Raw genomic sequence first — 22,985 nt, 5'->3', positions numbered from 1 at the left:
CCGCCGGAGCGTTGCGGCGGAGCGACCACACCGTTCGTTCACATGGGGGAACACGTGAACATCGCCAAGCCCGCCGCACTGCTCGTCGCGGCCACCGCACTGCTCGCCGGCTCCACGGTCGCGGCCACCGCCGCCGCCCCGGACGGCACCCGGGTCACCGGCGTCCAGCAGGTCGCCGACCAGGTCCTCGCGGGCCACCCGAAGCCCCTCTCGGCCTCCGCCGACAAGGTCCGCTACGACGGTCTGACCCTCACCAGGGCCCCGCGGGGCAAGGCCGCCGCCAGGGACCTGGACTGCGCCTACGGTCATCTGTGCATGATCGTCAAGGGCACCAGGTTCGACTTCTACAAGTGCCAGACCTGGACCGTGAACAACTGGACCGGCGACGGCCCGTTCACCAACAACCAGACGCCCGGCACGGTCGCCAGGTTCTTCAACCGGGACGGCAGCGTCCGCTGGACCTCGACCGCCTACCAGGCCGGCACGGCGACCTGGGACCCGATCTGGTCGCTGCGCCCCTGCTGACCCGACCTGGCAAGGCCGACGGCCTCCGGCTCCCTCGGGGGAGGGCCGGAGGCCGTCGGCCTGTCCACGGCGCCGTGTCAGTGGAAGAAGTGGCGCGTGCCCGTGAAGTACATCGTCACGCCCGCCTCCTTGGCGGCCTCGACGACCTGCTCGTCACGGATCGAACCGCCCGGCTGGACGATCGCCCGCACGCCGGCCTCGATGAGGATCTCCGGCCCGTCGGGGAAGGGGAAGAACGCGTCCGAGGCGGCGAAGGAGCCGCGCGCCCGCTCCTCACCGGCCCGCTCGACGGCCAGCTTGCAGGAGTCGACCCGGTTGACCTGGCCCATGCCGACGCCGACCGAGGCGCCGTCCTTGGCGAGCAGGATCGCGTTGGACTTCACCGCGCGGCACGCCTTCCAGGCGAAGGCGAGCTCCTTGAGCTCCTCGGCGGTCAGCGCCTCGCCGCTGGCCAGCGTCCAGTTCGCCGGGTCGTCGCCGTCGGCCTGGAGCCGGTCGGTGACCTGGAGCAGGACACCGCCGTCGACCTGCTTGGCCTCGACCCGGTTGCAGGGCGCGCCCGGGGCCTTCAGCACCCGGATGTTCTTCTTCCTGGCGAGGGCCTCCAGGGCCCCCTCCTCGTAGTCCGGGGCGACGATGACCTCGGTGAAGATCTCCGCGACCTGCTCGGCCATCTCCCGGCTCACCGGCCGGTTGACGGCGATGACACCGCCGTACGCGGAGACCGGGTCGCAGGCGTGCGCCTTGCGGTGCGCCTCGGCGACGTCCGAACCCACCGCGATACCGCAGGGGTTGGCGTGCTTGATGATCGCGACGCACGGCTCGTCGTGGTCGTACGCGGCACGGCGGGCGGCGTCCGTGTCCGTGTAGTTGTTGTACGACATCTCCTTGCCGTGCAGCTGCTCGGCGTCCGCGAGTCCGCCGCTGCCGTCGACGTACAGGGCGGCCGGCTGGTGCGGGTTCTCGCCGTAGCGCAGGGTGTTCTTGCGCTCGTAGGTGGCGCCGAGGAAGTCGGGGAACTGCGACTCGTCCACCGGCGCGTACGAGGAGGCGAACCAGGAGGCGACGGCCACGTCGTAGGCGGCGGTGTGCTGGAAGGCCTCGGCGGCCAGCCGCTTGCGGGCGGCGAGGTCGAAGCCGCCGTCCTTGACGGCCGCGAGGACGTCGGCGTACCGCTCGGGGCTGGTGACCACGGCGACCGACGGGTGGTTCTTGGCGGCGGCGCGGACCATGGAGGGACCGCCGATGTCGATCTGCTCCACGCACTCGTCGTCGCTCGCGCCCGAGGCGACGGTCTCACGGAAGGGGTAGAGGTTGACGACGACGAGGTCGAACGGCTCGACGCCGAGCTCGGCGAGCTGCTCCCGGTGGCTGTCCAGCCGCAGGTCGGCAAGGATGCCCGCGTGCACCTTCGGGTGCAGGGTCTTCACCCGGCCGTCCAGGCACTCGGGGAAGCCGGTCAGCTCCTCGACCTTGGTGACGGGAACGCCGGCGGCGGCGATCCGGCCGGCCGTGGACCCGGTGGAGACGAGCTCGACACCGGCCTCGTGCAGCCCGCGCGCGAGGTCTTCCAGCCCGGTCTTGTCGTAGACGCTGACGAGCGCCCGGCGAATGGGCCGCTTGGTGCTCTCGGCGGTGGCGGTCACTGGATAACTACCTTTCGTCCCTCAATGCGATAGCCGTTGCGGGCGAGCCGCCCCACGACCTCGACGAGCAGCCTTCGCTCGACTTCCTTGATGCGCTCGTGCAGCGCGCTCTCGTCGTCCTCGTCCCGGACCTCGACCACGCCCTGGGCGATGATCGGGCCGGTGTCGACGCCGTCGTCGACGAAGTGGACGGTGCAGCCGGTGACCTTGGCGCCGTACGCGAGCGCGTCACGGACGCCGTGGGCCCCCGGGAAACTGGGCAGCAGGGCGGGGTGCGTGTTGACGAACCGCCCGCCGAACCGGTCGAGGAACTCCTTGCCCACGATCTTCATGAACCCGGCGGAGACCACGAGGTCCGGCTCGTAGGCGGCCACGGCCTCGGCGAGGGCGGCGTCCCACTCCTCGCGGCTCGCGTGGTCCTTGACCTTGCACACGAAGGTCGGCAGCCCGGCCCGCTCGGCACGGGCGAGCCCCTCGATACCGGCGCGGTCGGCCCCTACGGCGACGATCCGGGCGCCGTACTGCTCGGCTCCGGTGCGCTCGATCTCGTCCAGGAGCGCCTGCAGATTGGTGCCGGATCCGGAGACCAGCACGACAAGGCGCTTGACCGCTGGGCCAGCGGGGGTGGCGGCCACGATGGGGCCCTTTCTCGGGGTGGCGACGGTACCGGCCGGAGCTTTGTACATTCGCACGAATGCTTTACGCCCCTCGATACAGGGAAGTCTACGAAGCGGCCGGCCGTCAGCAACGATACCGGCACACGGGAAGGCCCCCACGGGACGGGGGCGTGGCCGGAAGGTAGCGTTCGGCAAGGAATCACGGAGGGCGGCCTCGGGAACGCGGCGGTCGTGCGGTGCGTTGTCGGGGGGAGAAGCTCATATCGGCCAGCCGTGTTCACAGCCGTACGCACCGCCGTATGCACAGCCGTATTCGCCTAGGGGAAGACGCTCTTTTCATGCCCGCTCGCAGTCTGCGACTCCTCACGTTCCCTCCGAGCCCGGCCCAGGGAGGCGAGCGTGGCACCGTGCTGCGAGAGCGGCCGACCTCGCCGCCGGAGGCTCCCCAGGGTGGGCACGGCGGTGGTGCAGGCGGTCCGGGCGGAACTGCGGGTCCCGGCGGTCGGGGCGGTGACGGACGCGGCGGCGGGCGGCAGGACGACAACCCCTTCGCGCCGCCGCCCGAGGGCACCCCGGACCGGCCCTGGCAGCCCCGTCACCCCGAGGGCTCCCAGGGCTCCGGTCACGGGACCGGCCATGGGGGCGGCTCCCCGTGGGGCGACCAGTGGAGCGACCGCCAGCCCGGACGCTCCCCCGGCGGCTTCGGCGAGCGGCCCGGCGGCGGTCCCCAGGGCCCGGGTGGGACGGGCGGCCCCGGCGGCATGCGCTGGGACCCGACCGACCCCGCCCAGCGCCGCGCGCGCTACGCCCTGCTGTCCGGCATGTGGGCCGTCTTCTTCGCCCTGTTCAGCTGGACGTACGTGGCCCTGCTGCTGGGCGCGCTGGCGCTCTACTGGGGCATCAGCGCCCTGCGCGCCAAGCCCCGCGGCGCGAACCCGGACACCCCGGCGCCTCCGCCGGGTGCGGGCCGGCCCCAGGCGACTGCGGCCATCGGCGGCCTGGTCACGGCATCCCTGGCCCTGGTCCTGGTGGCCTCGACCTTCACGGTCCAGTTCGTCTACCGCGACTACTACACGTGCGTGAACGACGCCCTCACCCACGAGGCGAAACAGTCCTGCGACCAACTGCTGCCGCAGGAGCTGCGGGGGGTTCTGGGAGTCGGGAACGGCTGAGCCTCCCCCTGGCGTCCATCGCCGGGGGGTACGCCGGCGGGTCATTTGCCCGTTGCCGTGTCAGGGGACTCCGGAGTTCCGGGGTCGCTCGGCGACGAGTCGGCCGGGTCCGGGCGAGGCCCTGCCGGGGACGCCGGCTCCGTCTGGGGCGTTGCCTCCAGAGGGAGCGTCGACTCCGCCGGGGGTGCCGTCTCCTCCGGGGGTGCCGTCTGCGCCGGAGGCACTGAAGCGACTGCGGGGCTTGTCCGGGCGGGCAGGTCGCGGGGGGCGGCTGCCTCGCGCAGGGCCGCCCAGCGTGAGGCGCGGGCCAGGTCGTCGTGCCACTCCCCGGGGAACGGGTCGTCGGCCGGGAGGATGCCGTACATCTCCTCTTCGTCGGGCTCGGGCGACGCCGGTCGGGGTGGGGGGGTCCCGCCCTTGCCGGATTCCTTGGCCCTGCCCGCGAGCCTGCCCTCGACCTTGGCGGCCCCCTCCTCCCGACCCGCCTTCCCGGCCTTGACGCTGATCTTGTCCTGTTGCTTTCCGCTCCCGGCGCTCCCCGTCCCCGTCCCCACTCCGGTCCCCTGCATCGGGATCTCCCCGTCCCGCGTGCGCCGGCGCCAGAGCCGCCACGCCCGCACGACCAGCGCCACCGGCATCCCGAACAGCGCCGTCCACGCCCCCGCCGCTCCCCCGGTCTGCCACCACACCGGTCCGAAGCGGGCCAGCGCGGCCACCCCCAGCGGGCCGCCGGCCAGGCCGGCGAGCAGGGCGAGGGCCGCCGCACACAGCATCGCCGTCACCAGCACCACCCCGGCGGTGCGGCCGGCCGACCAGTGCGCCGGTGCCGGCGCGCCCGGCTCCGGCCGTCTTACGGCCCCCCGCGCCACGAACCACCCCGCCGTCACCCCGGCCGCCATCGGCACCAGTCCCGCCGTCCAGTTCGCCGGCGTCCCGGCACCGGCGTCCGGCACCGCGGCCAGCAGCGGGAAGGGCGGCAGCAGAGGGGCAGGATGGGAGGCGAAGGGTTGCACCAGATGCCCGACGCCGAGGAGGAAGCCGGGGCCGAGGGCGTAGGACGCGGCCCAGAACGCCGCGTTGGGGATCAGCGCGACGCCGAGCAGCAGCACCGCGAACCGTCCCGTCCATCCCTCCGTCAGCTGGACGAAGGACGCCCGGGCCGCGCCGCCGTGCCACACCAGCGACACCCCGACGAGCAGCGCCCCGCCGCCGAAGAACACCGCCGTGGCAGCACCGGTGGCCCGTACGGCCGTACCCAGCCGGGCCCGTTCGTCCGCGCCGAACAGCAGCCGCCGCAGCGACACCGGCAGCACCGCCAGCGCGCTGAGTACCGGCTCGCGCGGACAGCCGTACGCCGACCACACCCCGGCCGCCGCCGAGCCCGCCGCGACCAGCGGCAGACACACCGTCATCCAGAACAAGTCGGGCCGCAGTTCCGCGCCCGCGCAGTACAGCGCGACCGCGCCGCCGACGCCGAGGTAGCCGAGAACGACCCCCGTCCACACGGTTTGCGCCGGAACCGGCGGCGGACCGTCGGCGTCGGCGGGCGCGTCCACCGCGACTCTCGCCGCCCGGTACACCAGCCACACGGGCAGCACGAGCAGCAGCAACGGGGTCATCCCCACCGGCATGGGCGCGCCGGAGAGCGTGTCGGTGCGGACCAGTTCGACGCCGTGGGCCAGCAGCCACAGCGCGCCGGCGACGTGCAGCGCGCCGCCCGGCCCGCTGTCGGGATACGGCGAGCTGACCCACAGGACCATCACCAGCACCGCGAACGTGCCGAATCCGAGTCCGGCCGCGACGGCGCCGCCGAGCAGGCCGGCGGCCAGGCCGGGTTCGCGGTTGCGCATCCGGGTCAGCAAGGGCGAGAGCGACGGTGGGCGAGCGGTCATCTGGATCACGCACGCCATGCTCCCAACGACACGCTCTTTCCCGTCGTAACAGGCGAACCTCCGTAGTGTCGCTCAATATACGTTTATGTGCTTTTTCGTACGGAAGGGCGTGCGGTGACGCCGCAGAACACCGCCGGTCCGCTGCCACCGCCGGCGGAACGCCGACGCCTGCGCCAGTCACGGTCGCTGACGCACGCTCAGCTCGCCGCGCAGGTCGGCATCGGCCCCTCGACGCTGCGCGCGTGGGAGTCCGGCCGCCTCGTCCCGCACGGAAGCGAGGGCGAGACGTACACCAGGCTGCTGACGACGTTCGCGGCCGAAGGGGTGACGGCGGTCGATGGGCCGACAGCGACCGAAGGGGCATCAACGGTCGAAGGGGCGTCAGCGGTCGAGGGGGCGTCAGCGGTCGAAGTGGCGTCAGCGGTCGAGGCGGGCCGGGAGACTCCAGAGGCCGTCATCCCCCACCCCCTGACGCCCGCTCAGGCCTTCGACGCGCTGTACACGTTCTTGGCCCCCGCGCTCGTGCGCCAGACCTATCTGCTCACCGGGCGCCCGGAGGCGGCCCGCGAGGCCGTGGAGCGGGCCTTTCAGCTGGCCTGGCAGCGCTGGCCCGAGGTGGCCCGGGACCGGGATCCGGGCGGCTGGGTGCGGGCGGCGGCGCACGACTGCGCGCTCTCGCCCCGGCATGGCTTCCGGCCCCGGTACCGGCGCCCGGAGCCGCCGCCCGCCGACCCGGCCGACCGGGCGCTGCTGGACGCCCTGCTGACGCTGCCGCCGGTGTACCGGCGCACGCTCGTCCTGTACGACGGCGTGGGCCTCGACCTGCCGGAGGCGGCGGCGGAGACGGAGGCGAGCACACCGGCCGCCGCGAACCGGCTGGCCTACGCCCGCGAGGCCCTGGCCGCGCAGGTGCCGACCCTGGCCGAGCCCGGCGAGCTGCGTCGCCAACTGCGGCCGCGGCTGCGGCTGCCGGCCGCGAACGAGGAGGCGCGCACGGCGGATCCGGAGCCTGTGCGGCGGGAGGCCGAACGGCGGAATGCGTTCCGGACGTGGGCGGCGGTCGCGTTCATGGTGACGATCATCGGCGCGATGGCGCTCGCGGTGCGGTCGGCGCCGACGCACTACGAGGCGCCGATCGCTCCGGCGCAGGCGGTGCAGGGGGTTCCGCCGGTGGGGGTGATGGGGCCGCTGTCGCGGGAGGAGCGGGCTTTGCAGGCGAAGTTGCGGAGCGCCGCCGCGAAGGGGCCGGACCGGCTGGTTCCGGAGGCGCGATAAGGCTGTCGCCCGGTGGGCGCGACAGGGCTGCCCTGCGGTGGGGGCGTTCCCCGCGCCCCCCCGGGGAGCTGCGGTGCGGTGAGGGAAACGCCGGTAGGCCCGCCCCAGGAGACGGGACGGGCCTACCGAACTGGACCTGACGGGAGCCGAGAAGCTCAGCCGCCCAGGATCTCGCGTGCGAGCTTGGCCGTCTCGGTCGGGGTCTTGCCGACCTTGACGCCCGCGGCCTCCAGGGCCTCCTTCTTGGCCTGCGCGGTGCCGGAGGAGCCGGAGACGATGGCGCCGGCGTGACCCATGGTCTTGCCCTCGGGCGCGGTGAAGCCCGCGACGTAGCCGACGACCGGCTTGGTCACGTTCTCCTTGATGAACGCGGCCGCGCGCTCCTCGGCGTCGCCGCCGATCTCACCGATCATCACGATGAGCTCGGTCTCCGGGTCGTCCTGGAACGCGGCCAGGGCGTCGATGTGGGTGGAGCCGATGATCGGGTCGCCACCGATGCCGACGGCGGTCGAGAAGCCGATGTCACGCAGCTCGTACATCATCTGGTAGGTCAGCGTGCCGGACTTCGACACCAGGCCGATGCGGCCCGGCTTGGTGATGTCGCCCGGGATGATGCCGACGTTCGACTGGCCCGGGGTGATGATGCCGGGGCAGTTCGGGCCGATGATGCGGGTCTTGTTGCCCTTCTTGCCGGCGTACGCCCAGAAGGACGCCGTGTCGTGCACGGCGATGCCCTCGGTGATCACGACGGCCAGCGGGATCTCGGCGTCGATGGCCTCGACGACCGCGTCCTTGGTGAACTTCTCCGGCACGAAGATGACGGAGACGTTGGCGCCGGTCTTGTCGATGGCCTCCTTGACGGTGCCGAAGACGGGTACCTCGGTGCCGTCGAAGTCCACGGTCTGACCCGCCTTGCGCGGGTTCACGCCGCCCACGACGTTGGTGCCGTCACCGAGCATGAGCTTCGTGTGCTTCATGCCGGTGGAGCCGGTCATGCCCTGGACGATGACCTTGCTGTCCTTGTTGAGCCAGATAGCCATGGTGTGTTGGTGTCCTCGTCCTGAGTGCTTACTTGGCGGCGTGGGCCAGCTCGGCGGCCTTGTCGGCCGCGCCGTCCATGGTGTCGACGCGCTGCACCAGCGGGTGGTTGGCGTCGGTGAGGATCTGCCGGCCCAGCTCGGCGTTGTTGCCGTCGAGGCGGACGACGAGCGGCTTCTCGACCTTCTCGCCGCGGTCCTCCAGGAGCTTCAGGGCCTGCACGATGCCGTTGGCGACCTCGTCGCAGGCGGTGATGCCACCGAAGACGTTCACGAACACGGACTTGACGTCCGGGTCGCCCAGGATGATCTCCAGGCCGTTCGCCATCACCTGGGCGGAGGCGCCACCGCCGATGTCCAGGAAGTTGGCGGGCTTGACGTTGCCGTGCTTCTCACCGGCGTACGCGACGACGTCCAGGGTGCTCATGACGAGACCGGCGCCGTTGCCGATGATGCCGACCTCGCCGTCGAGCTTGACGTAGTTGAGGTTCTTCTCCTTGGCGGCGGCCTCGAGCGGGTTGGCCGCGGCCTTGTCGTGGAGCTCCTCGAAGTCGGGGTGGCGGAACTCGGCGTTGTCGTCGAGCGACACCTTGCCGTCGAGGGCGATGACCTCGCCGGAGGCGACCTTCGCCAGCGGGTTGACCTCGACCAGGAGGGCGTCCTCCTTGATGAAGGTGTCCCACAGCTTGACGAGGACGTTCGCCACCTTGTCGGCTACCTCGGCCGGGAACTTGGCGGCAGCGACGATCTCGCGGGCCTTGGCCTCGTCCACACCGTCGATCGGGTCGATCGGCGTCTTGGCGACGGCCTCCGGACGGGTGGCCGCCACCTCCTCGATCTCCATGCCGCCCTCGACGGAGGCGATGGAGAGGAAGGTGCGGTTGGCACGGTCGAGGAGGAAGGAGACGTAGTACTCCTCGAGGATCTCCGGAGCGGTCTCGGCGATCATGACCTTGTGGACCGTGTGGCCCTTGATGTCCATGCCGAGGATGTCCGTCGCGCGGGCGACGGCCTCGTCCGCGGAGGCGGCCAGCTTCACGCCACCGGCCTTGCCGCGACCACCGACCTTCACCTGCGCCTTGACGACGGACTTGCCGCCCAGACGCTCAGTGATCTCGCGCGCCGCCTCAGGCGTGTCGATGACTTCACCGGCCAGCACCGGTACATCGTGCTTGGCGAAGAGGTCCCTCGCCTGGTACTCGAACAGGTCCACGCGCTTCCGTCCCTATCAGTGATCTCGCGGTTCGTTGGATGCGTGGGCGTGCCGCGAAGGGCAACGTGACGTCCGCTTGTCACAAGGGGGGCGCACACGGTGTCCGAGCGCGCGGCATGTCCGTCTCGCAGGTTATCGCCGCTTGCGGGGGCTCCCTAAATCGAGGGTCACACCCGAGCGGTGATACCTGTCACATGATGCCGGGTTTCCTGGCACGGCGTGCCGATGCATCGGGGCGGACGGGTGTCTTCGGCGGGTTGGTGGCGGATGCGTGGTGGATCCGCGACTTCGGCGGATGGGGGGCGGATCGGCGGTGGATCCGTGGCTTCGGGGCATGTGCGAGGCCTCACCGGGCTGGGGTTGACCCGGTGAGGCCTCTGGGCGACCCCGGTGGTGCCGGAGCCGGGGTGGTTGATCCCCACCCCAATGGGGACCACCCGCCCGGGCCGCGGGGCCCCCGGCCGGACGCGCCGACGGCATTCGGCCGTCCGGGTCCGGACACCCCGCGGAGCGGTTCGGGGCACTCAGCCCTGGTATTCGATGCCCGATGTCGCGTTCTGCACGCCGTACCCCTCCTCGAAGTCCCGCAGGTACGTCGGTACGGCCGTACGGGCGACCTCGCCGGCCCCGCCGGCGGCATGCCCGGCGAGCGAGCCCCCGGCGCCCCGGACCGTGTCGTGGAGGTCGTGGGCGAACCCTCCGGCCTGCCGCACGACCGGCGCGGCCGCGGACCCGGCGACGCCGGCCACGAAGGGCCCGGCCTCGCCCGTGACGCCATGGACCAGACCGACGGTGCTGCCGCCGACCCCGTCGGCCATCGGCGGCACGACCCCGGTGACCTGGCCGGTGACGGGCGACACGGTCCCGGTGGCGGTGAAGGCCGCCTGGTACACGGTGCCCATGGCGGTGTCCGCCGTCCGTGTGAGCGTGGACGTCGCGGTGTCGGCGAGCGGTGCCGTCGCGCCGGTGACCCCGGCCGTGAAGGGGGGCACCTGGGCGGTGACGCCCTCGGCGAAGACTCCGGTCCGCGTGGTCACACCGTGCGCGAGCGGGGGCACGGCGCCGACGACACCGCCCGCGAAGGGCCGGACGTCACCGGCCACGCCGTGACCGAGGGTGCCCATGTCCGCGACGGCCTGCCCGGCGACCGGCACGACCCCGCGCACGGCACCGGCGGCCACCGGCGGCAGCACGGCGTCGGCGGCGTCCCGCGAGACCTGCCCGGCCAGCCCGCCGGCGTACGCCGTCGACCTCGCCGCCACCGGCTGTACGTCGCCCACGGCACCCGCGGCGATCCCGTGGACGCCGGACACGGCGCCCTCGGCGACCCCGTGCACGGAGGAGACAGTGCCCTGGGCGGTTCCGTACCCGCCCGCCACCGCGTGTCCGGCCGTGGTCCGGACGCCCGAGACGGCCTGGCCGGCGACCGGCACGGCGCCGTTGATCGCCGCGGAGGCCACCGGCGGGACGGCGGCGGCGGTCGTCTCGTCCACCACCGGCGTGACCGCGCCGAGCACGGTCCGGACCGTGCCGACGACCCGCTGCTCGGCACCCGTGGCCGTACCGGTGACCTGCGCGGGCACACCCGCGACGGAGGCCTCGGCCACGCCGGTCGCCCGGGCGGCCGTACCGCGCACGACGGCCGCCGCACCGGCGGTCCGCCCCTGCGCGCCCGCGACGGTCCGCTGCGCCGTCGTCCGTACGGCGCCCTCGACACCCTGGGCCTTCAGGCGGGCCGCCGCCTGCGTGGCCTGGAGCCTGGTCTGGGCGGCGGCCAAGGCCTCCTCCACCTCGGGTGCGAAGGAGGAGAGCGGGCCGAAGAGGTAGTCGATCTCGTCCTGCGGCTCGACGTGCGGGACGGCCGGGGAGACGGTCGGGGCGGCGTGCGCGGCCGCGTGGGCGGCGTGGCCGGTGACCCGCGTGCCGTCCGTCCGGACCTGGGCCTGGACCTGTCCCTGCGCCGTGCGGGCCGCCTGGGCGCCCCGGACGGCCTCGGCGCCGCGGATCCTCGCGGCGGTCGGGACCTTGGCGTCGACGTGGCGACGGGCCTGGTCGGTGGCGCCGGTGCCGGTGGACGCCGTCGAGGTGAGCGAGGTGGAGGACGGGGCGGGGCCGGCCGCGGTGGCGGCAGTGGCCGTGCCGGTCAGGTCGGAGACGGTGTCCGTGACGGTGTTGCGGACGCCGGAGACGGTGTCGTGGACGCCGGTGAGGACGCCGTCGACCGTCCCGGCGACGCTGTCGGTGGCACCGTCGGACTCGGTGCCCGCGTCCGGCACGGAGAGGGAGGTGGCGGACAGTTCGTCGGCGCTGGCGACGGCCGAGCCGAGCGCCCACGCGCCGGTGACACCGGCGGCTATCACGATCGAACGGCGGATGTTCTTGTTCATTGCGTGCGTCGAGTCCTTCGGGAGCGGCCGGGAACGGCCGGAGACGGCTGGAAGCGGTTGGGGACGGCCGTCCGGAGACCGCTGAACGCCGGTCGCGGTGAACGCGCTTCGACGGCCGGCAGAGTCGATCGCCGGCAGGGTCCGGACGGGCGGGCAGACCTGTTCCGCCCCGCGCGACAGATGTGTGGCGGAGAGGTCGGCCCCGCTGCCTAGCCGGGGAAGACGGGGATGTCCCGGTGCCGGTCCCGGGTGCGGGGCGCGTCGACGCGCGCGGCGGCGCCGGGCACGAGCCGCAGGGGTGCCCGGCAGTCGAGGGCGACGGCGTGCGCGTCACTGTGGCGGGACGCGTTGCCGTCGGCGGCCTGCTTGCCGAGCACGCCGTCGGAGTCGCCGGCGGGCACGGGCCCGCCGGGCACGCTCAGGGCGGCGGCCCCGTGGCGCGCGACGGTGTGCGCCGCGGGCCGCGGCACGGGGGCGGTCTCCGGCCCGAACACGGCGGCCCGCGCAGGAGCGCCGACCGCGGTACGGCCCTGGACGCGAGTGTGCCGCTGCTTCTGACGCTCCGTCGCGACGGACGCCGCCGTCCCGCCGGACCGCTGCGGGCGGGGCCCCGTGGACTCCGGCTCCGGTGTCAGGTCGACGGGGACGTCCGTGCCGTGAGGGAGGTCGGGCAGGGGCAGGGAGGGCGCAGAGGTCCGGGGCGTGTCGACCACGGCTCGGGCGGCCGTCTCCTCGACGGTCCCGACCGTGTCGACGGTCCGCGAAACGGTGGTGAGTACCTCGCGTACGGGGGTGACGGCCTGTCCGCCGACGGTGTGGGCCTGGGTGGCAACCCGGTGGGTGACCGTGCGGACCGCCCGTACAACGTCCCCGTGCCCGGCGGCTCCCACGGACCGCACCGACGTCGCCCGCGCCGGCACCGGGGCGCCGTCGGCCGCGTGTGCCTGTTCTCCGCACAGGAAACCCAGCGCGAACAGTCCGCCCACCAGCAGCACCAGTTGGAGCGCACGCCGCCCGGCCGCCGTACGCAGCACGCGCACGGTGGTACCAAGGAGGGCTGCGGGGAACGTCAAGGAGCTGGACATCCTAGGCTCGGCACGACACGGGCTCCGCCGATCCTTGCACGGCACGCCCGAAGCCGCGCAAGTCCCCTGTTACCGATGGGTAGTCATGTCCCTTTTCTCGCCCCTTTCGTGTCCGGCGTCACACGGTGTCCGGTATCGGCAGCGGCCGCTTCTCCAGCGCGGCCGCCATCACCTCGGGGAACAGGTCGGGCGTGCAGGCGAAGGCCGGTGCGCCGAGGGCGGCGAGCGCCGCCGCGTGCTCCCGGTCGTACGCGGGCGCGCCCTCGTCCGACAGCGCGAGCAGCGCCACGAACTGCACCCCGGACGCCTTCATCGCCGCCACCCGCTTGAGCATCTCGTCGCGGATGCCGCCCTCGTAGAGGTCGCTGATCAGCACGACCACGGTCTCGGCGGGCCGGGTGATCTGTGACTGGCAGTAGGCCAGCGCCCGGTTGATGTCCGTTCCGCCGCCGAGCTGGGTGCCGAAGAGGACGTCGACCGGGTCGTCCAGCTGGTCGGTGAGATCGACCACCGCCGTGTCGAAGACGACCAGCCGGGTGCTGATCGACCGCATGGAGGCGAGGACCGCGCCGAACACGGACGCGAAGACCACGGACGCGGCCATCGACCCGGACTGGTCGATGCAGAGGACGACCTCCTTCTTCACGGACTGCGCGGCCCGCCCGTATCCGACGAGCCGTTCCGGCACGACCGTGCGGTACTCGGGCAGATAGTGCTTGAGGTTTGCCGCGATGGTGCGGTTCCAGTCGATGTCGTGGTGGCGCGGCCGGCTGATCCGCGCGCTGCGGTCGAGGGCGCCGGTGAGGGTGGCCCGCGTACGGTTCGCGAGCCGCTTCTCCAGGTCCTCGACGACCTTGCGCACGACCGCGCGCGCCGTCTCCTTCGTGGTCTCCGGCATCGCCTTGTTCAGCGAGAGCAGCGTGCCGACCAGGTGCACGTCCGCCTCCACCGCTTCCAGCATCTCCGGCTCCAGCAGCAGGGCGGCGAGGCCGAGCCGGTCGATGGCGTCGCGCTGCATGACCTGGACGACGGAGGACGGGAAGTAGGTGCGGATGTCCCCGAGCCAGCGCGCCACCGACGGCGCCGAGGCGCCTAGTCCCGCCGAACGGTCCCGTCCCGCCTGCGGCTTGTCCCCCTTGCCGTAGAGCGCGGCGAGCGTGCCGTCCATCGCCGCGTCCCGGCCGGACAGCGCGCATCCGGTGCCGTCGGCCTGGTCCCCGCCGAGCACCAGCCGCCACCGCCGCAACCGCTCCCGCGCCGGATCGCCGCCGCCCACCGCGATCGCCTCACTCGTCATACCGCCACCCCCGCAAGGCTGTTGTCATCCCTCGCTTCCCCGCCGGCCGAGACCGGCTCGACCGCCCCCGCCTCGGACCTCTCCCACCCAGCCGCCCCCCGGACCGCCGCCGTACGGGGATCGGCCGTCTCGCGCTCGGCCGGGTCGGTCAGGCCGAGCAGCAATCGCAGCACCGGTAGGACGGCGTCGGCGCGTTCGGTGTCCGGTTCGGCGGCGAAGCCGGGTATCACGGCCCCGTGGGCCGCCCGGCCGGCCGTCCCGTCTCCCGGTCCGCGCCGGACCAGTTCGCCGAGTGTTCTGCGCACCCCGGGGTCGTACGCCGCGAACGTGCGGCGCAGCAGCGGCAGTACGTCCGTGAACGCCTCCGCCGAGACCCCGGTCAGCCAGCTGTCCACCAGACCCAGCAGCCGCTCGTCGTGCACCAGCAGCAGCCCGCCCCCGCCGCCGACGAAGCCCTCGATCCAGGCGGCGGCGTCGGCCGGCGGAGTCCCCGGGGACAGCGCGAGCCCCATCAGCCGCGCCGCCTCGTCGGCCCCCAACTCACCGTCGTCCAACAGCAACCGCACCGCCCGCCCCCGCAGCACACCGGGCACGCTGTCGCGCGACGACAAGGTCCGCAGCACCCCTCGCCAACGGCCGCGCAGACCACCGTGCCCGGCAGCGGGGATGACACCGGCACCCGCACCGACACCGGCACGCCCTCCGGCACCGGCCCCAACTCCCCCTGCGGCCACCGTCTCCGCCAGCAGTCCCACCGCCGTATGTACGGAGTCCACGTGCCCGCGCATCTCCTGCGCCGCGTCCGTGTCGAGCGCGGCGCACGCCGGGGGCAGGCCGACGAAGACGCGTTCGGCGAGGCCCGCGGCGACGTCGGTCAGTGCGCCGGTGTCGGTGCCGCGCACGTCGCCGTAGCGCAGGGAGCGGACCAGGGCGGGCAGGGCCTGGGCGAGATGGCCCACGTCGGCATCGAGCGCGGCCCGGTCGGCGAGGACCCGCATGACGACGGGCAGAGCGTCCGGCAGCCCGGCGAGCAGGCACTGCTCGGCGAGCGCGGTCACGTCGGCGAGAGTGCGCGCGGCCGACGCGTCCGCCTCGGCCTTGGCCTGCGCCGCGCCCAGTACGGTCGTCCCCCACACGCCCGCCTCGGCGACCCGCACCGACAACTCCGGCTCCCAGCGCAGCCGCCACGTCTCCCGGAACGTGCCCGTGCTCCCCCGTGACCGCGCCGGCTCGCCCCAGCCGATGCCGAGCAGCCTGAGCCGGTGCAGCAGTCGGCTGCGGCCGGCGTCGGTGTCACTCCGCAGGTCCAGCTCCAGTTCGCGCTCCAGCGCCTCGGGTTTGAGCCGCAGCGAACGCTGTTGCCGGGCCAGGTCGCGCTGGAGCGGCACCGCGGGCGCCGACTCCGGGACTTCTCCGAGGACGTCCCCGACCACCAGCCGGTCGTGCACCAGCGCCAGCGGCACGTCCGAGCCGTCGCCCATCACCGCGCGCACCGCGTCGGTGGTCTCGCTCAGCCCCGGCAGCGGACGCCCGCGCAGTGCCGCCAGGGTCTCGGCGAGCCGGACGGCCTCGATGACGTGGGCGGAGGACACGATCCGGTCCTCCTCGCGCAGCAGCCGGGCCACCTTGGTCAGCCAGCGCTCGACCGGCCGGTCGGGGGCGTGGAACAGATGGCCGTACCAGCCCGGCGAGTCGATGCCCGCGCCGTACCCGCTGGACCGGGCCAGTCTGCGGTGGGTCCAGGGCACCCAGGTCAGGTCCGCCTTGACCTTGGGTAGCCCCTTCAGCAGGGACCGGTCGGCGGTGACCGTGGTCTTCTCGCGCAACGCGGGCACGTGCCAGGCCCCGCAGACCACGGCCACCTGGTCGCCGAACTCCTTGCGCGCGGCGCGCACCCGGAGTCGCATGTGCGCCTCGCGGACCAGGTCCCGGGAGTGCCCGCCGACGCCGTACCGCTCGCGGAGTGCGCCCATCGCCTCCTCCAGCGCGGCGAAGGGGGCGAAGGGGTCCCGCTGTCCCGGGCCGCGGTGCTCGACCACGTCCTCCCACCAGCGCTCGGGGTCGTCGTATCCGGCGGCCCCGGCGAGCACGGCGAGCGGGTCGACCCGGACCTGCTCGCCGCTTCCCCGGCCGTCATCAGCGTCCTGGTTCTCCTCGTCGTCCCCACGGGCATCGGCATGCTCCGTGTCCGCCGCGGTCCCCTCGGTGCCGGGTCCGGTGGACGAGCCGGGCTCGGCAGGAAGTCCCCTCTTCTCCTCCCCCTCCTCCTGCCACGCCAGCGTGTGGGTGGCCGGCAGGTCGATGAAGTGGGCCGGGACGCCGTGTTCCAGGGCCCAGCGGATCGCCACCCATTCGGGGCTGAACTCGGCGAACGGCCAGAACGCCGAGCGGCCCGGCTCGTCCACGGCATGGGCGAGCAGGGCGACCGGGGGCCGCAGGTCCGGGTCGGCGGCCAACGGGATCAGCGCGTCGGCCTCGGGCGGCCCCTCGATCAGGACGGCGGCGGGCCGGGCGGCGTCCAGGGCGCCGCGCACCGCGCGGGCGGAGCCGGGACCGTGGTGCCGCACGCCCAGCAGGAGCGGTCCGGAGCCGTGGGCCTTGGGCCAGCGGGTGTCGTCGGTCATGCACTGACCTCCCGGCACGCGCGGTAGAAGTCCGTCCAGCCCTCGCGCTCGCGGACGACCGTCTCCAGGTACTCCTGCCAGACGACCCGGTCGGCCGCCGGGTCGCGCACCACGGCGCCGAGGATTCCGGCGGCGACATCGCCCGGGCGCAGCACGCCGTCGCCGAAGTGGGCGGACAGAGCGAGGCCGCCTGTGACGACGGAGATCGCCTCGGCCGTGGACAGTGTGCCGCTGGGCGACTTGAGCTTGGTGCGGCCGTCGGTGGTGATGCCGTCGCGCAGCTCGCGGAAGACGGTCACGACCCGGCGGATCTCCTCGATGCCGTCGGGCGCGGCCGGCAGGTCGAGGGAGCGGCCGATCTGCTCCACCCGGCGCGTGACGATGTCGACCTCGGCGTCGGCGCTCTCCGGCAGCGGCAGCACCACGGTGTTGAAGCGGCGGCGCAGCGCGCTGGAGAGGTCGTTGACCCCTCTGTCCCGGTCGTTGGCGGTGGCGATGAGGTTGAACCCGCGGACCGCCTGGACCTCCTGGCCCAGCTCCGGGATGGGCAGGGTCTTCTCGGACAGGATGGTGATCAGTGTGTCCTGCACGTCGGCCGGGATACGGGTCAGCTCCTCCACGCGCGCCGTCATGCCCTCGGCCATGGCGCGCATGACCGGGCTGGGCACGAGGGCGTCGCGGCTCGGTCCGTGCGCGAGCAACTGCGCGTAGTTCCAGCCGTAGCGGATCGCCTCCTCGGGGGTGCCGGCGGTGCCCTGCACCAGCAGGGTGGAGTCCCCGCTGACCGCGGCGGCCAGGTGTTCCGACACCCAGGTCTTGGCGGTGCCGGGTACGCCGAGCAGGAGCAGGGCGCGGTCGGTGGCGAGCGTGGTGACGGCGACCTCGACGATCCGGCGCGGGCCCACGTACTTGGGTGTGATCACCGTGCCGTCCGGCAGGGTGCCGCCGAGCAGGTATGTCGCCACCGCCCACGGCGACAGTTTCCAGCGGGCCGGGCGCGGGCGGTCGTCCTGCGCGGCGAGTGCGGCGAGTTCGGCGGCGAAGGCGTGCTCGGCGTGCGGGCGCAGCGCCTGTGCGCTCTCGGACGCGCCCTCGCCGTCGGTCGGTTCGGCGGTCGTCGGTCGCACGGACGCAGACGTGGCAGACGTGGCAGACGTGGCAGACGCAGGCATGGCTGACATGGCTGAGGCCCCCTCCAGCTCGGCCGGTTCGGATCTGGCATCCACCGTGCACCACGCCACTGACAATCGCTCTGACCTGCACGAACGCCCGCGCCGGACCGATTGTCAGTGGCGGGACCTACCGTCGGAGACATGACTGAGCAGGGGGTGCGCTGGACCGCGGAGCAGGTGCTGTCACTGGCGCCTGACGCGGCGTCACGCACAGCGGGAGGCAAGCTCGGCACGGCCGGTCCGTGGTCCGAGGCGGGGAGTGGAGAGGGGACGGTGTGGGGGCTGTGCAAGGGCAGTGGCAGCAGGCCGTACCAGACGGTGGTCGATCTCGCCGATGCGGCCGGTCCGGCGTACAAGTGCAGTTGTCCGAGCCGTAAGTTCCCGTGCAAGCACGCGCTCGGGCTGCTTCTGCTGTGGGCGGGCGGCGACGGCTCGGTGCCGGCGTCCGCGGAGGCGCCGGACTGGGCCGAGCAGTGGCTCGCGGGCAGACGCAGTCGTGAGGGGAGCAAGCAGGGCCGGAGCGAGGGCGGTTCCGGGAGCGGGTCCGCCGATCCGGAGGCGGCTCGGCGGCGGGCCGAGCGCCGGGCCGAGCGGGTCACCGCGGGTGCGACGGAGCTGGAGCAGCGCCTCGCGGACCTGCTGCGCGGCGGCCTGGCCACCGCCGAGCAGGCGGGGTACGGCCTGTGGGACGAGACGGCGGCCCGCATGGTCGACGCCCAGGCACCCGGACTGGCCGCGCGTGTACGGGAGCTGGGGGCGATCCCGGCATCGGGTGCAGGCTGGCCGGCTCGACTGCTGGAGGAGTGCGCGCTGCTGCACCTGCTCGACCAGGGCTGGCTGCGACACGACCGGCTGCCGGACGCCCTCGCGGCCACGGTCCGCTCCCGGCTGGGCCTGCCCGCAACGGCGGACGGCGCACCGCTTCGCGACCACTGGCTGGTCCTCGCCCAGTACGACATCGTGGACCCGAAACTGACGACTCGCCGGACATGGCTGCACGGCGCCGCCTCGGGCCGCACCCGGCTGCTGCTGTCCTACGGCGCGGCCGGCCGTGCTCCCGAGCTGTCCCTGCCGGTCGGGCTGGCCCTGGACGCGGAGCTGTGCGCCTATCCGGGGGCCGGTCAGTCACGGGCCGCCCTGGGCGAGCGGTTCGCCCCTCCCGCACCGGCCGCGTTCCGCCCGCCCGGCATCAGCACGGCCGAGGCGGCGGCCCGGTACGGCGAGGCGCTGCGCGACGACCCCTGGCTGGAGTCCGTCCCGGCGACGCTGGACCGGGTGATACCGGTCCCGGACGGCGAGCAGTGGCAGCTGGCCGACGCCGACAAGGACTCCGCCCTGCCGCTGACCCGGGCCGCCCACACCCGCCCCGGCCTGTGGCGGCTGGTCGCCCTGTCCGGCGGCGCCCCGGTCACGGTCTTCGGCGAGTGCGGCCACCGCGGCTTCACCCCGCTCACGGCCTGGCCGGACGGCACGGGCGAAGCGGTGCCCCTGTGCTGACCGGCCGCCCGCCGGCAAAGCACCTGCACCTCCGGGCAACGTACCGAGCCGCACCGCTGCCGCCGACCGACCCACCAGAACCCCGCCGACGCCTTCAGGCACCTCTCGCCGAAGGAGCACCGCCGTGCTGACCGGACCGGCGGAAAGCACCGGCACCCCTCGGACACGCGCAGGGAAGGGAACGCGATGAACGGGACGACGACCCCGACCGACGTGGAGACCAGGGCCCAGGCAAGCTCCTGGGAGGACCTGGTCACCACCGCTCTTCTCGGCACCGACCGGCGCCCGGGTGCGTACGCAGGGTCCGGCCGGGAGGCACCGCTGGCGCTGCTCGACGAGGCCGCCGTGGCGGCCGTGCGGCGGCGGGCGGGCCTGCGGCCCGCACGGGCGGCGCGTCGGCCGGACCCGGCGCCCGAGGATCCCCGCCCGGCCCTGCCGCCCGCGGCGGCCCGCAGACTCACCACGCTGCTGGCCGACCGTTCCGGCGGCGGAAGCGGCCGCCGGGGCAGCTCGCCGGACCTCATGGAGCTGCTCCCGCAGTGGCTCGCGGCGGCCAACGCGCACGGATACGCACCACCCCCGCAGACCCTTCCCGCCCTGCTGGACGCGGCTCGGGGCCGTACGGACCTGCGCCCGGCGGCGCTGGCGTTCGCGGGTCCGCGGGCGCTGTGGCTGGCCCGGCTGAACACGGACTGGCGTTTCGCGCTGCGCGCGGCCCCCGGCGGCGGCGCCACGCTGCCCGACCCGGAGGACACCGAGGCGGTGGGCAGGCTGTGGCAGGAGGGGCTGTTCGCCGAGCGGGTGGCCCTGCTGGGCGCGCTGCGCGCCGGTACGCCCGCGTTGGCGCGCGAGCTGCTCGCGTCGACCTGGCCGACGGAGCGGGCGGAGGACCGGCTGATGTTCCTCGACTCGCTGCGCGCGGGCCTGTCCGCCGCGGACGAGCCGTTCCTGGAGCAGGCGTTGGGCGACCGCAGCCGCAATGTGCGGGCGACGGCGGCCGAGCTGCTGTCGGCGCTGCCCGCTTCGGCGCTCGCGGCGCGCATGGCCGTACGGGCGGCGGCGTGTGTGGCCCTGGACCGTACGGGGAACTCGCCGGCGATCGCGGTGGAGGCGCCGCTCGAGTGCGACTCCGGCATGGAGCGCGACGGTGTGGTGCCCACGCCTCCCGCAGGCAGAGGGGAACGCTCGTGGTGGTTGGGTCAATTGGTGGAGGCGGCCCCGCTCGGCACATGGCCGGGACGGCTCGGCGGACGGACGGCGGCGGAGATCGTGGCGCTGCCGGTGACGGATGGCTGGCAGGGCGAGCTGCACGCGGCCTGGTGCCGGGCGGCGGTGCGGCAGCGGGACGCCGAGTGGTCGAGGGCGCTGCTCGGCTCGCCGTCGGCGCCGGAGGCCGGCGGGCCGGGCGCGGTGTCGCTGGCGGAACGCGCGAAGCTGCTGGCCACCCTGGAGCCGGCGGAACGGGCCGCGTGGGTGGCCGGGTTCATCGCCACGCACGGGTTGTCGGAGGCGTTCCAGCTGCTCGGGGTGTGTGCGGTGCCCTGGGCCGCGCCGCTGGGCCGGGCGGTCGTGGACGCGCTGGACATCGCGCGGGACGCGGGCAGTTACCCGTGGAGCTTCAGCGGGGTGATGGGGCTCGCCGAGCGCTGCCTGGACCCCGCGGAGGCCACTCGGCTCGAGGCGCTGCTGGCGATACCCGACGAACGGGAGGACGCGGCGCCGGGAGCGGGGGGCTACTGGGCGGAGGCGTTCCAGCGGCTGGTGACCACCCTGCGGCTGCGGGCGGAGATGGCGCAGGAACTGGCCCCGGTCGGCGCACACCACCCGTCCGGGTCGTGAGGGCGATACCGCTCACACCGATGCGGGGCTGCGGGGGCGGCAGTGCCCGGGGACACCGGCCGCCCGCTCACCGAAGCATCGGTCCAACCGACGGAGGGAGGCGTTCAGCCCCCCGACGCGGCCGGCTGTCGGACGTTCTCCCGCACCCACTCCACGATCGACGTGGTCGTCGCGCCCGGCGTGAAGATCGCCGCGACGCCCTTCTCCTTCAGCGGCGGGATGTCCTCTTCCGGGATGATGCCGCCGCCGAAGACGAGGATGTCCTCGGCCTCGCGCTCCTTGAGCAGGTCGATCACCGCGGCGAACAGGGTGTTGTGCGCGCCGGAGAGGATGGACAGGCCGATCGCGTCGGCGTCCTCCTGGATGGCGGTGTCCACGATCTGTTCCGGCGTCTGGTGGAGCCCGGTGTAGATGACCTCCATACCGGCGTCGCGCAGGGCTCGCGCGATGACCTTGGCCCCTCGATCGTGGCCGTCGAGCCCCGGCTTGGCGACCACCACGCGGATCGGACCGGCTGCCACACCCATCACTGCCTCCATCAAACGATCACGGAAGCGATCGCTTCCGTCCGTAACGACAAGTACCGCACTTTTGGCGCGTCCCGCCACCCGTCGCGAAGTGAACGAACGTTATCTCCAGCATCCCGCAACCGGCAGTTTTACGGTGCGCGGCGAGGGGGAAATCACATGGTGGGACATCAGGGCACACGGGGGTCGAGCCGTCCTCCGGCGTGCCGACAGGAGGTCGGCCCATGAAGGTCACCGGGGTACTGCCACTCTTTCTCCCGTTCTGCCGGCGCCTGTGGCCCGGCAGACTCGCCGGAATCTCCGTGGCGCTGCTGAAGGCGACCGCCCTCGAGGCCGCGATCCTGGCCGGCCATCTCCTGCTCTATCCGACCGGCCTCATCCAGGAGCGCCGTACCGCCGCCCCGCCCGCCCGCGACGGCACCGCCCAGCTGCCGGTCCGGTTCGGCCCGCCGGTGGTGCTGCTGCACGGTTTCATCGACAACCGCTCCGTGTTCCTGCTGCTGCGCCGCAGCCTCGCCCAGCATGGCGGGCAGCGCGTCGTGTCCCTGAACTACTCCCCGCTGACCTGCGACATCCGCGCCGCCGCCGAGCTGCTCGGCCGGCACATCGAGGAGATCTGCGAGCGCACCGGCAGCGACCGGGTCGACATCGTGGGCCACAGCCTCGGCGGGCTGATCGCGCGCTATTACGTTCAGTGTCTGGGCGGTGACCTGCGGGTGCGCGTCCTCGTCACGCTGGGTACACCGCACTCGGGGACCAGTGCGGCGCCGCTGGCCAACGCCCATCCGATCGTGCGCCAGATGCGGCCCGGCTCGGGGGTGATCCAGGATCTGGCCCGGCCCGCGCCCGGCTGCCGTACCCGGTTCGTCAGCTTCTGGAGCGACCTGGACTCCGTGGTGGTGCCGCTGGAGTCGGCCCGCCTGGAGCACCCCGACCTGGACGTGCAGAACGTCCGGGTGACCGGCATCGGACATCTCGCACTGCCCGTGCACCCCGCCGTCGCGGCCGGGATACGCGAGGCGCTCGACGCCCCGCAGCCCGGGGAGCGGGCCACCGGCGGCCTGACAGTGGCCTGACGGTGGCGTGAGGATCCCGACGGCGGAGTGACGCACAGGTGACGAACAGTCACCACACATCGAACACCAATCGAACTCTCGGCCAAACTCGTGTCCGGCGCCCC

The 22,985-nt window shown here is 73.7% G+C and carries 17 protein-coding genes; 6 read left to right on the top strand and 11 right to left on the bottom strand.

The window, feature by feature from the left end; translation table 11 throughout:
• Positions 1 to 42: 42 nt before the first annotated feature.
• The gene (locus tag ACQPXS_RS28215; protein ID WP_433452024.1) at positions 43 to 525 is read left to right on the top strand and encodes a hypothetical protein; all 483 of its coding nucleotides are present in this window, start codon (positions 43 to 45) and stop codon (positions 523 to 525) included.
• 77 nt (positions 526 to 602) lie between these two features.
• Here ACQPXS_RS28215 and purH read toward each other — a convergent pair whose 3' ends face one another.
• Both purH and purN read right to left on the bottom strand, forming a co-directional pair.
• Positions 603 to 2,171 carry a bifunctional phosphoribosylaminoimidazolecarboxamide formyltransferase/IMP cyclohydrolase gene (gene purH / locus ACQPXS_RS28210; RefSeq protein ID WP_433452023.1) on the bottom strand — a complete coding sequence of 523 codons (1,569 nt, stop codon included), beginning with the start codon at positions 2,169 to 2,171 and terminating at the stop codon, positions 603 to 605.
• Positions 2,168 to 2,857 carry a phosphoribosylglycinamide formyltransferase gene (purN, locus tag ACQPXS_RS28205; RefSeq protein ID WP_356302040.1) on the bottom strand — a complete coding sequence of 230 codons (690 nt, stop codon included), beginning with the start codon at positions 2,855 to 2,857 and terminating at the stop codon, positions 2,168 to 2,170. The genes purH and purN overlap by 4 nt, the downstream gene beginning before the upstream one ends.
• A gap of 269 nt (positions 2,858 to 3,126) precedes the next feature.
• Here purN and ACQPXS_RS28200 point away from each other — a divergent pair, with 269 nt between their 5' ends.
• A complete protein-coding gene (locus ACQPXS_RS28200) occupies positions 3,127 to 3,960 on the top strand; it encodes a hypothetical protein (RefSeq protein WP_356302042.1) in 834 nt (277 codons plus the stop codon).
• A 41-nt stretch (positions 3,961 to 4,001) separates the two neighbouring features.
• On the opposite strand, the gene ACQPXS_RS28195 is transcribed toward ACQPXS_RS28200, so the two are convergent.
• Positions 4,002 to 5,870, bottom strand: a complete 1,869-nt coding sequence (locus tag ACQPXS_RS28195; protein WP_433452022.1) for a cell division protein PerM — start codon at positions 5,868 to 5,870, stop codon at positions 4,002 to 4,004.
• A 96-nt stretch (positions 5,871 to 5,966) separates the two neighbouring features.
• Between ACQPXS_RS28195 and ACQPXS_RS28190 the strand changes: the two genes are divergently transcribed.
• Positions 5,967 to 7,127, top strand: a complete 1,161-nt coding sequence (locus ACQPXS_RS28190) for a sigma factor-like helix-turn-helix DNA-binding protein (protein ID WP_433452021.1) — start codon at positions 5,967 to 5,969, stop codon at positions 7,125 to 7,127.
• Positions 7,128 to 7,282: 155 nt separating this feature from the next.
• Here the strand turns inward: ACQPXS_RS28190 and sucD are convergent, their stop codons facing one another.
• The 7 genes from sucD to ACQPXS_RS28155 form a co-directional block, all read right to left on the bottom strand.
• A complete protein-coding gene (gene sucD / locus ACQPXS_RS28185) occupies positions 7,283 to 8,167 on the bottom strand; it encodes a succinate--CoA ligase subunit alpha (protein WP_356302048.1) in 885 nt (294 codons plus the stop codon).
• A 28-nt stretch (positions 8,168 to 8,195) separates the two neighbouring features.
• Positions 8,196 to 9,377 (bottom strand): ADP-forming succinate--CoA ligase subunit beta, encoded by a 1,182-nt coding sequence (gene sucC, locus ACQPXS_RS28180; protein WP_351802032.1) that lies wholly within the window; start codon positions 9,375 to 9,377, stop codon positions 8,196 to 8,198.
• A gap of 524 nt (positions 9,378 to 9,901) precedes the next feature.
• The gene (locus ACQPXS_RS28175) at positions 9,902 to 11,764 is read right to left on the bottom strand and encodes a hypothetical protein (protein ID WP_433452018.1); all 1,863 of its coding nucleotides are present in this window, start codon (positions 11,762 to 11,764) and stop codon (positions 9,902 to 9,904) included.
• 209 nt (positions 11,765 to 11,973) lie between these two features.
• Positions 11,974 to 12,837, bottom strand: coding sequence for a hypothetical protein (locus tag ACQPXS_RS28170; RefSeq protein ID WP_433452017.1), 864 nt, complete (start codon positions 12,835 to 12,837; stop codon positions 11,974 to 11,976).
• Positions 12,838 to 12,967: 130 nt separating this feature from the next.
• Positions 12,968 to 14,146: a VWA domain-containing protein gene (locus ACQPXS_RS28165; RefSeq protein ID WP_399176987.1), complete on the bottom strand. Its 1,179-nt coding sequence runs from the start codon at positions 14,144 to 14,146 to the stop codon at positions 12,968 to 12,970.
• Entirely contained in the window at positions 14,143 to 16,770 is a 2,628-nt protein-coding gene (locus ACQPXS_RS28160) for a DUF5682 family protein (protein WP_433452016.1), read from the bottom strand. Before ACQPXS_RS28160 ends, ACQPXS_RS28165 begins: the two co-directional genes overlap by 4 nt.
• Entirely contained in the window at positions 16,767 to 17,942 is a 1,176-nt protein-coding gene (locus ACQPXS_RS28155; protein WP_433452014.1) for an ATP-binding protein, read from the bottom strand. The genes ACQPXS_RS28160 and ACQPXS_RS28155 overlap by 4 nt, the downstream gene beginning before the upstream one ends.
• A 141-nt stretch (positions 17,943 to 18,083) precedes the next feature.
• On the opposite strand from ACQPXS_RS28155, the gene ACQPXS_RS28150 reads away from it, so the two are divergent.
• Both ACQPXS_RS28150 and ACQPXS_RS28145 read left to right on the top strand, forming a co-directional pair.
• Positions 18,084 to 19,439, top strand: a complete 1,356-nt coding sequence (locus ACQPXS_RS28150) for an SWIM zinc finger family protein (RefSeq protein WP_433452013.1) — start codon at positions 18,084 to 18,086, stop codon at positions 19,437 to 19,439.
• Between the two features lie 186 nt (positions 19,440 to 19,625).
• A complete protein-coding gene (locus tag ACQPXS_RS28145; protein WP_433452012.1) occupies positions 19,626 to 21,278 on the top strand; it encodes a DUF5691 domain-containing protein in 1,653 nt (550 codons plus the stop codon).
• A 104-nt stretch (positions 21,279 to 21,382) separates the two neighbouring features.
• Here the strand turns inward: ACQPXS_RS28145 and ACQPXS_RS28140 are convergent, their stop codons facing one another.
• Positions 21,383 to 21,805, bottom strand: coding sequence for a cobalamin B12-binding domain-containing protein (locus tag ACQPXS_RS28140; protein ID WP_351802048.1), 423 nt, complete (start codon positions 21,803 to 21,805; stop codon positions 21,383 to 21,385).
• A gap of 224 nt (positions 21,806 to 22,029) precedes the next feature.
• Here ACQPXS_RS28140 and ACQPXS_RS28135 point away from each other — a divergent pair, with 224 nt between their 5' ends.
• A complete protein-coding gene (locus ACQPXS_RS28135) occupies positions 22,030 to 22,881 on the top strand; it encodes an alpha/beta fold hydrolase (RefSeq protein WP_433452011.1) in 852 nt (283 codons plus the stop codon).
• Positions 22,882 to 22,985 lie beyond the last annotated feature (104 nt).

It is taken from the genome of Streptomyces sp. CA-142005 (assembly GCF_050942335.1).
Lineage (GTDB): Bacteria > Actinomycetota > Actinomycetes > Streptomycetales > Streptomycetaceae > Streptomyces.
Note: the sequence above shows the minus strand (reverse complement) of the source record. Positions and strands in the feature narration are given on the sequence as shown.